This is a genomic window from Variovorax sp. LjRoot290 (assembly GCF_964253985.1).
Taxonomy (GTDB): Bacteria; Pseudomonadota; Gammaproteobacteria; order Burkholderiales; family Burkholderiaceae_C; genus Variovorax.
In genome coordinates this window covers 1,409,441-1,421,355 of record NZ_CAXURW020000001.1, presented here as the reverse complement: position 1 = coordinate 1,421,355, position 11,915 = coordinate 1,409,441, and the positions used below count along the sequence as shown (strand labels likewise).

The window sequence follows — 11,915 nt, the reverse complement described above, 5'->3', positions numbered from 1 at the left end:
AATCGTGGCCCATGCAACGCACTGTGATTCTTGCCTCGACCTCGCGCTATCGCCGCGAGCTTCTTGCACGCCTGCACCTGGCCTTCGATGTCCAAGCACCCGACGTCGACGAAACACCGATAGCAGGCGAGGCGCCGCGCGCGTTGGCGGAACGGCTGGCGCTCGAAAAAGCGATGTCGGTGGCCCGCCAATTCCCTGAAGCCGTGGTGATCGGCTCCGATCAGGTGGCCGACCTGGCTGGCGAGCCATTGGGCAAGCCCGGAGATCACGCCCGCGCCACGGCCCAATTGCGGCGCATGCGCGGCCAGACGCTGATATTCCAGACGGCCGTCGCCGTGGTGTGCCAGGCGACGAGCTTCGTGCAGCGCGATCTGGCGCCCGTGCGCGTCGTGTTTCGTGAGCTCAGCGATGCGGCGATCGATACCTATCTGCGCGCGGAACAGCCCTACGACTGCGCGGGAAGCGCAAAGAGCGAGGGCCTTGGCATTGCTCTGCTCGAAGCCATCGACAGCGACGATCCGACGGCCCTGGTGGGCCTGCCGCTGATTCGTACAGCCAACATGCTGCGCGCCGCCGGCGTCGACCTCTTGTGAGCAAAGGCAAGCTCTATCTGGTGCCTGCACCGCTGGATTTCGGCTGTGAGGCTGAGGTGCCGCTGCAGGACGTGCTTCCGCTCGGCACGCTGCAGATCGCGGCTGGGATCACGCACTGGATCTGCGAGAACGCGAAATCGGCCCGCGCCTATCTCAAGCGCATCGACGCGGTGGCGCCGCTTGCTGCGCCGCTGCAGGCCCAGCAGATCCAGGAACTGCCGCGCGAGGTTCACAAGAAGGGAGACCACGCCGGCCAGTTCGATGCCCGACCACTCCTTTCCGCCGCGCTCGAAGGCAAGAACATTGGCCTGCTCAGCGAGGCCGGCATGCCTGCCGTCGCCGACCCGGGATCCTCCGTGGCACGGGCCGCGCACGAACTGGGCATCACCGTGGTGCCGCTCACCGGCCCGGTGTCGCTGCTGCTCGCACTTGCGGCGAGTGGTCTCAATGGCCAGAACTTCGCTTTCGTCGGCTACCTGCCGCAGGACGCCGAGGCACGCGCGCAACGCATCCGCGAGCTCGAGGCACTCGCACTGAGGACCGGCCAGACGCAGCTTTTCATCGAAACGCCCTACCGCAATACAGCCCTGCTGCAGGCGCTCGTGCAGACGCTGCAGCACAACACGCGGCTCGCGGTGGCGCGCGGACTCACGCTCGCGGCCGCGAACGTGCGCAGCGATACGGTGAAGAGCTGGCGCGCCAAACCATTGCCGGCCGACGAGCGCACGCCCGCGGTGTTCGCGATCGGGCGCTGATCTTGTCAGGCCCTCCCTCCGCCCGCATGCGCTGGGCTTCGCGCGCGCAATTCTTCGGCTCGGGTTTCATCTTCGCGACCTGGGGTGTTCATATCCCGACTGTGAAGATCCACTACGGCGTCGATGAAGCGGCGCTCGGCCTGGCCATGCTCGCCGCCGGCGTCGGCGCCTTGCTGGGCCTCACACAGGCGAGCCGCTGGATCGGCCGCCATGGCGTCCGCGGCATCGCCGGCCTGTGCGGCGCGATCTATGCGCTGCTGCTGGCCGGCTTGCTGGTGATGCCCAGCTATGGCGCGCTGCTGGGCTTGCTCGCCGTGTTCGGCATCCTCACCGGCGTCTTCGACGTGGCGATCAATACCGAGGCCGCGCAGCTCGAGCTGCGAGACGGCCATCCGCTGATGAGCGGCATGCACGGCATGTTCAGCCTGGGCGGCATGGCGGGTGCCGTGACCGGCGGCGCAGCGCTCGCCGCTGGGATGGCGCCTCAATCGCACTTGACGCTCGTCGCCGCGGCGATGGCGCTATCGATCGCCCTCTCCTCCAGATGGATGTTGCCGAAGGAGGCGACCACGTTCACCAGCACGGGCGACGGCTTTCGCCTGCCGCGCGGCGCGCTGGCCATCCTCGGCGTGCTGGCCGCGCTGGGGCTGATTGCCGAGGGCGCGATCTACGACTGGAGCGTGCTCTATCTGAAGCAGGAACTGGGCAGCCCCCAGCAGCAAGCCGCGCTGGCCTACGCCAGCTTTTCGGCGGCGATGGCCGCCACGCGCTTCGCCGGCGACGCGATGCGTGCGCGTTTCTCGCCGGCGCTGCTGCTGCGCGGCAGCGCCTGGCTGGCGGCCGCCTCCATGACGCTGGTCCTGCTGGCCGACGCACCCTGGCTGGCCTTGATCGGATTTGCAGGCGTGGGCATCGGTTTCGCCAACGTGGTGCCGATCCTCTTCGCCGCGTCGGCGCGCGTCCCGGGCGTCGAGCCGGCACGTGGCATCGCCGCGGTATCGGCAGCGGCCTACCTGGGCTTCATGGCCGGACCGCCGGTAATCGGCTTTCTGGCCCAGCTCAGCTCGTTGACTGCTGCGCTCTATGTCGTGGTGGCCTTTGCCGCAGCGCTCGCGGCATCGGCGCGCTACGCGAATCCGGCCTGATTCAGCGCAGCGCCGGCGCGGTTCGCAGCGCCCGAACCGAAGCGTCGCCGAGGGCAGCGCCGAATTTCTTGGCGAGCTTCTCGGCCACGTTCTCCCGGCGCGTGTAGTCGATCACTTCCTCGGCCTTGATCACTTCGCGCGCAACGAAATCGACGTTGCCGAGCTGATCGGCCAAGCCGAGCTCCACGGCCTGCTGGCCGCTCCAGAACAGGCCGCTGAACAGGCCGGGCGTATCGACCTTCAACCGGTCGCCGCGGCCCTTCTTGACCACATCGATGAACTGCGCGTGGATCTGGTCGAGCATCTTCTGCGCGTGCACCCGCTGCGCATCGCTCATCGGACTGAACGGATCCAGGAAGCCCTTGTTTTCGCCGGCCGTCAAGAGCCTGCGCTCCACGCCGACCTTGTCCATGAGGCCGGTGAATCCGAAACCGTCCATCAGCACGCCGATGCTTCCGACGATGCTTGCCTTGTCGACGAAGACCTTGTCGGTCGCCGCCGCGATGTAGTACGCCGCCGACGCGCAGGTCTCCTCGACCACCGCGTAGACCGGCTTTTTGTGCTTGGCCCGCAGGCGCTTGATCTCGTCGTTGATGATGCCGGCCTGCACGGGGCTTCCGCCCGGCGAATTGATCAGCAGAACGACACCCTTGGCGCCGTCGTCCTCGAAGGCGCTCTTCATCGCCGCGATCACGAACTCCGCACTCGCGTCGCCGCCATTGGCGATTTCGCCCTTGATTTCGACTACCGCCGTGTGGGCCGTGGTCTTGGCAGTCGTCGGCGTGCCGCGGGACATGGCCAGCCACACCAGAAAAATGAAGAAGACGAGCCAGCTCAGACGAATGAAGGTCTTCCAACGACGCGTGGCCCTTTGTTCGCGCAGCGAGGCGAAGGCCAGTTTTTCGAGTGTGGCGCGCTCCCAGTTGGGTTGCTGCGTCGGATCGTTCTTCGACATGCTTCGGGGAGGCGCGGCGCGCTCGAAAGGCTCGAAACCCTCAGGTTCCGTGCGGTTGGAATCGGTCATTTCAGAAAACCAGAGGTTGGAGGTTCCAGGCAGTATGCCAGTGCACCACTCCGTCCCGTTCGCTCAAGGCGATCTTCACCAGGCCGCCGCGACAAGGACCGCCGGCGCACTCGCCGGTGTCCGGCTTGTAGACGGCGCCGTGCGTCGCGCACAGCAGCCATTGACCGCTGTCGTCGAAGAAGCGATCCGGCTGGAAATCCAGCTCCATCGCGACGTGGCTGCAGCGGTTGAGGTACGCGTGCGGCTGGCCTTCGTAGCGAATGGCAAAGGCCCGGCATGTCTGGCCGCCGTGCACCACGTCGAAGGGAACGGCGCGGCCGCCCTCGACCAGGTCGGCCGCATTGCACAGCGGGATGCATTCGCTCATGCGCGGATTTTCATGCGTTCTCGAGAAGCCATTGCGTCAGGCCGGACACCGAGTGCGCCACATGCAGCGGCTTCAGCACGTCGAAGCTGTCCGGCTCGTGCGCGCCATAGCTCACGCCCACGCTCGCGCAGCCGGCGTTGAGCGCGAGCTGGAGGTCATGCGTGGTGTCGCCGATCATCAAGGTGCGATCGGCCGGCACGTCCAGCTCTTCCATCAATTCGAGCAGCATGCGCGGATGCGGCTTGCCGAAGGTTTCGTCGGCCGTTCGAGAGGCGTCGAAGCGGTCCCGCAGCGCGACGGTGGCGAGCGCCTCGTTCAACCCCCGCCGCGATTTGCCCGTGGCCACGGCCAGCTTGTGGCCGCGCGCGTGGAGCGCATCGAGCATCGGCAGGACGCCGTCGAAGAGCACCAGGTCGTCTTGATGCTGCAGGTAGTGATAGCGGTAGCGCGCGCCGAGCTCGGCGTACTTCTCCTTCGGTACATCGGGTGCGGCGCGGGCCAGCGCTTCGGCAAGGCCCAGGCCGATCACCCATGCGGCGTCGTTCTCGTTCGGCTTGGCGCCGCCGACGTCGACCACCGCGGCCTGGATGCAGCGCACGATGAGTCGCGTCGAGTCATAGAGCGTGCCATCCCAATCGAAAGCGATCAGGTCGAAACGGCGGGGACGAATGTCAGTCATGAGTGAGAGGCTGTCGAGGGGTGGGCAGCGAGCGCATCGAGCGCAGCCTGCGGCATCAGCGCATGCAGTTCCGGCGGCAGGTCAGCCTGCAGCGCCATGCGCTCTCCGCTCGCGGGGTGGGTGAACTGCAGTCGCCAGGCGTGCAGGAACATGCGTTTGAGTCCGAGCTTCTGCAATGCGCGATTGCGCTCGAAGTCGCCGTACTTGTCGTCGCCCGCGATCGCATGGCCGCCGGAGGCGAGGTGGACGCGAATCTGATGCGTGCGACCGGTCTTGATCGTAACGGCGAGCAGCGAAAAGGAAGCAGCGTCCGCCGGGAGGGCGACGCGAGCCAGGACTTTCACCAGCGTCACGGCGCGCATCGCGTCGGGATGGTCCTTGGCCACCACGCGCACGCGCCGCTCACCCGGCTCAGCCGAGCCGGCCTGACCCGGCAAAAGGTACTTGGCGAGCGGCGCATCGAGCACCTTCTTGTTCGCGGGCCAGCTGCCTTCGACCAGCGCCAGGTAGGTCTTGCCGGTCTCGCGCTCGCGAAACTGGTCTTGCAGCGCCGTCAGCGCGCTTCGCTTCTTGGCAACCAGCAGGATGCCCGAGGTCTCGCGGTCCAGCCGGTGCACGAGCTCGAGAAAGCGCGCCGCAGGGCGCGCGGTGCGCAGCTGCTCGATCACGCCGAAGCTCACGCCGCTGCCGCCGTGAACCGCGACGCCGGCCGGCTTGTCGATCGCCAGCAAGGCATCGTCCTCATACAGCAAAGGGAATTCGCGCGCGGGTGCGGGCGGCAGGCCGCCCTCTGCCCCCCGTGCCGACACCCGTACCGGCGGCAGCCGCAACACGTCGCCTTCCGCCAGGCGGGTTTCGGCCTGCACGCGTCCTTTGTTGATGCGCACCTCGCCCGACCGGATGATCCGGTAAACATGGGTTTTGGGCACCCCCTTGAGCTGCCGGAACAGGAAATTGTCGAGTCTTTGGCCCGCAGATTCCCCATCGACCGTCAGAAAGCGAACTTCTGCTGCCGCGGGGCTTGGCTTCGCACCTATAATGTTTTTCACCAGCGCGGTCTTGTAAGTGCTTGATTAATCAGAAGTTTAGAGCACTGCCGGAGGCGCTGTGAGGTCGATGCCGCTTAGGCGTTGAGCCCGCAAGCCACGCGCCAACGCGCAAGGCGGCGGGCGCTACATCAAAGTCAAGCCGACGCCCACGAAACACCGATACGGAATACCCAGCCGGCAGACCAAAAGCTGCCGGCGGATCGAAGCGAGTACCTTGTGTTGATACTGCTGATTCAACTTTGCCTGCGCTGGCTGATGCCAGCGGCCTCGGGCATTGAATCGTCGGCAGAGCGCGCCACCATTGCGCCAATTGCTATAGAAAATATAGCGCGTCAACACCATATCGGGCTCGCGCCCATCCATGCGCCCCCACCCCGGCTGTCATTGAGCTGACGCTCGATACGGTTGCTCGCGTCCGCGCGGCAACCAGCAGCAGCCGGGGCACAGCGGCAATTCCTTCGTTTCGCGACGCGTCGTCCGTGCATCGTTAGGTCCGTCATGGACCGGTTAGAACGATAGAACAGACAAAGGAAACGCATCATGAAGCGGATGCTGATCAACGCCACGCAGGCAGAAGAACGCCGCCTGGCCATCGTCGACGGGCAAAAGCTCCTCGACTACGAAATCGAAATCGAAGGGCGCGAGCAGCGCAAGGGCAACATCTACAAGGCCGTTGTGACGCGCGTCGAGCCGTCGCTGGAGGCCTGCTTCGTCGACTACGGCGAAGACCGCCACGGCTTCCTGCCGTTCAAGGAAATCTCCAAGCAGTATTTCGCCGAAGGCGTCTCGGCCAGCCAGGCCCGGATCCAGGACGCGATCCGCGAAGGCCAGGAACTGGTGGTCCAGGTCGAGAAGGAAGAGCGCGGCAACAAAGGCGCGGCCCTGACCACCTTCATCTCGCTGGCCGGCCGCTACGTCGTGCTGATGCCCAACAACCCGCGCGGCGGCGGCGTCAGCCGGCGCATCGAGGGAGACGACCGCGCCGAGCTCAAGGAGGCGATGGACCAGCTCGAGTACCCCAAGGGCATGAGCATCATCGCGCGCACCGCCGGCATCGGCCGCTCCGCGCCCGAACTGCAGTGGGACCTGAACTACCTGCTCAAGCTGTGGGCCGCCATCGACGGCGCCGCCAAGGGCGGCAAGGGCGCTTTCCTGATCTACCAGGAGTCCTCGCTGGTGATCCGCGCGATCCGCGATTACTTCAATCACGACATCGGCGACATCCTGATCGACACCGACGACATCTACGACCAGGCGCAGCAGTTCATGGCCCACGTGATGCCGGAACACGCCGCGCGCGTGAAGCGCTACCGCGACGACGCCGCGTTGTTCAGCCGCTTCCAGATCGAGCATCAAATTGAATCGGCCTATGCGCGCACGGTGCAGTTGCCCAGCGGGGGCGCGATCGTGATCGACCACACCGAAGCGCTGGTCTCGGTCGACGTGAACTCGGCGCGTGCCATCAAGGGCGGCGACATCGAGGAAACGGCCACCCGCACCAACCTCGAAGCCGCCGACGAAGTGGCCCGCCAGATGCGCCTGCGCGACCTGGGCGGCCTGATCGTCATCGACTTCATCGACATGGACGAGTCGAAGAACCGCCGCGAGGTCGAAAGCCGCCTGCGCGACGCACTGCGCCAGGACCGTGCACGCGTCCAGTTCGGCTCGATCAGCAAGTTCGGCCTGATGGAAATGAGCCGCCAGCGCCTGAAGCCGGCGCTCTCCGAAGGTTCGTCGATCCCCTGCCCCCGTTGCGGCGGCTCGGGCCACATCCGCGACACCGAATCGAGCGCGCTGCAGATCCTGCGCATCATTCAGGAAGAGTCCATGAAGGACAACACGGCCGCCGTGCACGTGCAGGTGCCGGTCGAAGTTGCATCCTTCCTGCTCAACGAGAAGCGCCCCGAGATCGCCAAGATCGAACTCAAGCAGCGCGTGACCGTGCTGATGGTGCCCAACAAGACGCTGGAAACACCCAACTACAAGCTGGAGCGCCTGAAGCACGACGACCCGCGCCTCGACCACATCGAAGCCAGCTACAAGATGGCCGACGAGATCGAGGACCCGACCTCGGTCACGCGACGCTCGCAGGAGCCCACCAACAAGCAGACGCCGGTGATCAAGGGCGTGCTGCCCGATGCACCGGCACCGGCGGCAATGCCGAAGCCCGAAGCGGTGCGTCCGCCGGCAGTCGCCCCGGCGCCCGCGCCTGCTGCGGCCACCCCCGTCGCACGCGCCCCCGCCGAGTCGGGCCTGTTCGGCTGGATCAAGAGCCTGTTCGGCGCCGCGCCGGTCCCGGCACCCGTCCCGCCCACGATTCCTGTGGAAGCGCCCAAGCCGCGCCGCGATGCTCGCGGCGGACGCGACGGCGAGGCGCGCACCACGCGCGATGGCGAGCAGCGCCGCGGCGGACGCGGTGAAGGCCGCGGTGGACGCGACGGCGAACGCCGCGGCGGCCGCTCCGGCGAACGCCGCGAAGGCGAACGCCGCGAAGGACGCGAAGTCCGCGGCGAGGCGCGCAACGAGAGCCAGGTCCGCGAACCGCGCGAGCCCCGCGAAGCGCGTGCGCCGCGCGATGGTGAGCGCCGCGGCCGCGGCGAGCGTCGCGACAGCGACCAGCGCCAACTGCCGACCGAAGCAAGCGACGTCCAGCTCGACGCACAGGCGATCGCACCGAATGCGTTCGCAGGCGACGAAGGTGCTCCCCCCGCGGAACGCGCACCGCGCGGACGCGGCGAACGTCGGGAACGCGGTGAGCGCAGTGCAGACGCAGCGCGTGAACGCACGGGCGACGCCGCCCGCGCTGCGAACGCCGACAGCTCGCAACAACAAGATGGCGCTTCAGCCGATCGCGGTGCGCGCGGCGGCCGCGAGGAGCGCGCAGCCCGCGGCGAGCGCAACGAGGGCCGCCGCGAGCGGCGCAATGAGGGTGCCCCGCGCCCCGTCGAAACGCCTTCCGCCGCAGAAGTTCAGTCGCTTGCGGCCGAACCCACCGAGATGGGTAGCGCTGATGAAGCAGCAGCTAGCGGGGATTCCGCGCCGCGCCGTGACGGCGACGAGCGCCGGGGCCGCTCGCGCGATCGCTATGGCCGAGACCGCCGCGAGCGCAGCCCGCGCGAAGAGGGCGAAGCGATTGCGGCCGCATCTGCGCTCTCTCCAGCACCCGCCGGCGCCTACGACGGCATCGAGATCGATACGGCGCCGTCGGCGCCTCGCACCGAACGGCCCGCTGTCGCACCCTCCATGCCCATCGTGGTCGAGGCCAAGCCCGCGACTTCGCGCGCTCTGCCGAAGGTTCAGCCCTTCGAGCTGCCGCTGGACGAACTCGCCCAAGTGGCGGAAGGCTCCGGATTGCATTGGGTGAATTCGGATGCCGAACGTGTGGCGCAGGTTCGCGCGGCGATCGCGGCAGAACCCAAGCCCATCCATGTGCCCCGCGAGCGTCCGCCCGCCATCGTGATCGACGAAGGCCCCTTGGTGCTGGTGGAAACCCGTCGCGACCTCGGCAATATGGTGCTGCCATTCGAAGAAGCCGGGCGCGAGGCCGGCGTGCGCCAGTAAGCACAGTGCGGAGGGAGGCAGCCCGCCTCCCTCTCGTTCGACATCGGCAGTTCCTGCCAAACCATTTTGGGGGCTGCGCCAGCGTCAGCGCCGCCCACTGCGCATCGCTATCGCTTGCCATGCCGCTTACCCAGCGCGCCATTGCAACTTCTTTACAGCCCCGAATACCCCACCAAGCTGCTGCGGTAGCTTTTTGTAATCCTTTTGGATTCTGGCGGCACGCCATATGCTTGCTGCGCTGCAGCAACTCTGGAAGCAAGATCTAAGTCACGAAATCGACGAACGGCGCTTGCAAACAACACTCACTCGTCAATAAGCGTTAACATGTTGTCATACAAAAGACCTACACTTCAGGCGAATATGCTGCACTGCACCAAATCAATGTAGAGGCTTGTTCACAGAGTGCGCAACTTACATCGCTCAACGAAGGGTGTACGTCTTTTGTTCACAAGACAACGAAGGAATCTTGTGTTCAAATTCTTGCGAATAGTAGTAAAGCGTTACACTGCCACGCTCTGACTCTGAAGTTGAGGCAGCACCCGTCTGGGGGATATTTAAATGTTTCGTTCCGACTCGACCGCACACGGCAACGTGGTCCGACGCTTCACCCCTGATGGCGGCGGATCGTCCGCGCCTCCAGCGTATGTACAACCACGCAGACTCACTCGTCTCGAACGCGCGACGAAGCGCGCCATCGACATCGTGGGCGCGCTGACCTTCTTCGTTCTCTTCGGGCCCCTCTATCTGCTCGTTGCACTCGGCGTGCGCATCAGCATGGGCCGTCCGGTCCACTTCTGGCAGAACCGCCTTGGAGAAAGCGGCCAGAGGTTTCGCTTCTACAAGTTCCGCTCGATGGTGCACAACTCCGAAGTGGTGCTGGACGAATTCCTGAGCCGCAACGACATGGCCCGCACCGAGTGGGACACTTTTCAGAAGCTCGAGAAGGATCCGCGCATCACGCCCATCGGCCAGTTCATCCGCAAGCTGAGCCTCGACGAACTGCCCCAGTTCTGGAACGTGCTCAAGGGCGACATGAGCCTGGTCGGTCCGCGCCCCTGCATGGAGCGTCAGCGCAGCCTCTACGGCAAGGGCTGGGAACACTATTGCGCCATGCGCCCCGGGATCACGGGCCTGTGGCAGGTCAGCGGCCGCAACCGCCTGTCCTACGCAAGACGGGTCGAACTCGACATGGAGTACGTCAGCAACTGGTCGTTGTGGCTCGACATCAAGATTCTGTTGAAGACCGTGCGTGCAGTCATCACCGGAGAGGGTTCGAGGTGAGCGTCATTCAGCCGATCGTCCTGTGCGGCGGCAGCGGCACCCGCCTGTGGCCGCTGTCGCGCAAGACCCTGCCCAAGCAATTCGTCCCGCTGATCGACAACAAGAACCTGCTGGTGCTCACGCTCGAACGTCTCCGTCGGTTGAATACCGAGGTGACTTGCGTTGCGGCAGAGGAGCACCGCTTCCTGGTTCAGGAAAGCATCGAAGCAGCGGATGTTTGCGGCAAGCAACTGCTCGAGCCGATGGCACGCAACACGGCGGCCGCCATGTCGGCGATTGCCCTTCTGGCCGACCCGGAACAGCTGCTGCTGTTCGCACCCGCCGATCACCACATCCCGGATGCAGACCGCTTCGTCGCCACGATTCAGAAGGGGATTCCTGCCGCGCTGGCCGGATACCTCGTGACTTTCGGTGTGGAGCCGACTTTTCCCAGTACCGCCTACGGCTACATCCGCCAGGGCGACAAGCTCGATGAGGCATTGGGCGAAGAGGCGGGTCATGCCGTGGCCGCATTCGTCGAGAAGCCGGCCGCCTCGCACGCGGAGCAGCTGCTGCTCGCGGGCGGCCACCTCTGGAACGCCGGTATCCTGCTGGTCCAGGCCAAGGTGCTGATCGCCGCAGTCGAGCAGCACGCGCCCGACATCCTCGAAAGCTGCAGGCTGGCCACCGCGGCCATCGAAACGGACGGCGATTTCCTGCGCATGGACAGCGCCGCATTCGGCCGCTGCCGCAGCCAGAGCATCGACTACGCGGTGCTCGAAAAATGCGACCGGGTTGCCGTCATTCCCTTCCAGGGTCGCTGGAGCGATGTCGGCAGCTGGAACGCTGTCGCCGAGTTGCACGACGTGGACGGCGACGGCAACCGGATCAGCGGCCAGGGTTTTGCCATGGGTGCGCGCAACACCTTCATCTATGCGCCCAATCGTCCCGTCGTGGCCCTGGGCACCAAGGATCTGCTGGTGGTCGACACGCCGGATGCGCTTCTGGTTGCGCACAGCGACTGTGCCGAACAGGTCAAGGACGTGGTCGCCTTGCTCACGACGCAGGGCCACAGCCAGGCCACCCGGCATCGCCGCATTCCGCGACCATGGGGCGCCTACGACAGCATCGACGACGGCGAGCGCTTCGCCGTCAAGCGCCTGACGGTCAAGCCGGGTGCGCACCTTGCGCTGCGAATGCACCACCATCGTGCCGAACACTGGGTCGTGGTCAAGGGAACGGCCAGAGTGGTGTGCGACGACAAGGTGCTCCTGGTCAAGGAAAACGAATCGATCTACATTCCCGTTGGCGCCCGATACAAGCTGGAAAATGCCGGCAAGACCATCCTCGAAGTGATCGAAGTCCAGACGGGCGGCTACCTCGGCGAGGACGACATCGTGCGCTTCGACGATCTGCCCGAGCGTGCCGACGGTCAACGCAGACGACTCGCCTGATCGCTCCGGCCGGGGGAGCACCGGGCCC

The 11,915-nt window shown here is 65.8% G+C and carries 10 protein-coding genes; 6 read left to right on the top strand and 4 right to left on the bottom strand.

Annotated elements, in window-relative coordinates; genetic code table 11:
• Window positions 1-11 precede the first annotated feature (11 nt).
• From ACSQ9A_RS07135 to ACSQ9A_RS07125, 3 genes are read left to right on the top strand one after another with little or no spacing between them, the layout of a single operon-like run.
• A complete protein-coding gene (locus ACSQ9A_RS07135; RefSeq protein ID WP_436303155.1) occupies window positions 12-593 on the top strand; it encodes a Maf family protein in 582 nt (193 codons plus the stop codon).
• On the top strand, window positions 590-1,348 hold the full coding sequence (locus tag ACSQ9A_RS07130; protein ID WP_093106615.1) for an SAM-dependent methyltransferase: 759 nt from the start codon (window positions 590-592) through the stop codon (window positions 1,346-1,348). Before ACSQ9A_RS07135 ends, ACSQ9A_RS07130 begins: the two co-directional genes overlap by 4 nt.
• A 2-nt stretch (window positions 1,349-1,350) precedes the next feature.
• Window positions 1,351-2,493, top strand: coding sequence for an MFS transporter (locus ACSQ9A_RS07125; protein ID WP_436303154.1), 1,143 nt, complete (start codon window positions 1,351-1,353; stop codon window positions 2,491-2,493).
• A 1-nt stretch (window position 2,494) separates the two neighbouring features.
• Here the strand turns inward: ACSQ9A_RS07125 and ACSQ9A_RS07120 are convergent, their stop codons facing one another.
• Genes ACSQ9A_RS07120 through ACSQ9A_RS07105 form a run of 4 tightly spaced genes read right to left on the bottom strand, consistent with a single transcriptional unit; the run spans window position 2,495 to window position 5,612 of the window.
• Complete coding sequence (locus ACSQ9A_RS07120) at window positions 2,495-3,517, bottom strand: S49 family peptidase (RefSeq protein WP_436303152.1); 1,023 nt, start codon at window positions 3,515-3,517, stop codon at window positions 2,495-2,497.
• 1 nt (window position 3,518) lies between these two features.
• Window positions 3,519-3,884 carry a Rieske (2Fe-2S) protein gene (locus ACSQ9A_RS07115; protein WP_436303151.1) on the bottom strand — a complete coding sequence of 122 codons (366 nt, stop codon included), beginning with the start codon at window positions 3,882-3,884 and terminating at the stop codon, window positions 3,519-3,521.
• 10 nt (window positions 3,885-3,894) lie between these two features.
• Window positions 3,895-4,563, bottom strand: coding sequence for an HAD-IA family hydrolase (locus ACSQ9A_RS07110; protein WP_436303150.1), 669 nt, complete (start codon window positions 4,561-4,563; stop codon window positions 3,895-3,897).
• Window positions 4,560-5,612, bottom strand: a complete 1,053-nt coding sequence (locus ACSQ9A_RS07105; protein WP_093106629.1) for an RluA family pseudouridine synthase — start codon at window positions 5,610-5,612, stop codon at window positions 4,560-4,562. The genes ACSQ9A_RS07110 and ACSQ9A_RS07105 overlap by 4 nt, the downstream gene beginning before the upstream one ends.
• Window positions 5,613-6,152: 540 nt before the next feature.
• Here ACSQ9A_RS07105 and ACSQ9A_RS07100 point away from each other — a divergent pair.
• The 3 genes from ACSQ9A_RS07100 to ACSQ9A_RS07090 all read left to right on the top strand — a co-directional run bounded on the left by ACSQ9A_RS07100 (window position 6,153) and on the right by ACSQ9A_RS07090 (window position 11,887).
• Complete coding sequence (locus tag ACSQ9A_RS07100) at window positions 6,153-9,173, top strand: Rne/Rng family ribonuclease (protein ID WP_436303149.1); 3,021 nt, start codon at window positions 6,153-6,155, stop codon at window positions 9,171-9,173.
• 558 nt (window positions 9,174-9,731) lie between these two features.
• Window positions 9,732-10,454: a sugar transferase gene (locus ACSQ9A_RS07095; RefSeq protein ID WP_436303148.1), complete on the top strand. Its 723-nt coding sequence runs from the start codon at window positions 9,732-9,734 to the stop codon at window positions 10,452-10,454.
• Window positions 10,451-11,887 carry a mannose-1-phosphate guanylyltransferase/mannose-6-phosphate isomerase gene (locus ACSQ9A_RS07090; protein ID WP_436303147.1) on the top strand — a complete coding sequence of 479 codons (1,437 nt, stop codon included), beginning with the start codon at window positions 10,451-10,453 and terminating at the stop codon, window positions 11,885-11,887. The genes ACSQ9A_RS07095 and ACSQ9A_RS07090 overlap by 4 nt, the downstream gene beginning before the upstream one ends.
• Window positions 11,888-11,915 lie beyond the last annotated feature (28 nt).

What these genes read in the sequence shown, in the direction of transcription:
- ACSQ9A_RS07135 (WP_436303155.1), top strand. Translation starts at nt 12, where the DNA reads ATGCAACGCACTGTGATTCTTGCCTCGACCTCGCGCTATCGCCGCGAG.
- ACSQ9A_RS07120 (WP_436303152.1), bottom strand. Translation starts at nt 3,517, where the DNA reads ATGACCGATTCCAACCGCACGGAACCTGAGGGTTTCGAGCCTTTCGAG.
- ACSQ9A_RS07115 (WP_436303151.1), bottom strand. Translation starts at nt 3,884, where the DNA reads ATGAGCGAATGCATCCCGCTGTGCAATGCGGCCGACCTGGTCGAGGGC.
- ACSQ9A_RS07110 (WP_436303150.1), bottom strand. Translation starts at nt 4,563, where the DNA reads ATGACTGACATTCGTCCCCGCCGTTTCGACCTGATCGCTTTCGATTGG.
- ACSQ9A_RS07100 (WP_436303149.1), top strand. Translation starts at nt 6,153, where the DNA reads ATGAAGCGGATGCTGATCAACGCCACGCAGGCAGAAGAACGCCGCCTG.
- ACSQ9A_RS07095 (WP_436303148.1), top strand. Translation starts at nt 9,732, where the DNA reads ATGTTTCGTTCCGACTCGACCGCACACGGCAACGTGGTCCGACGCTTC.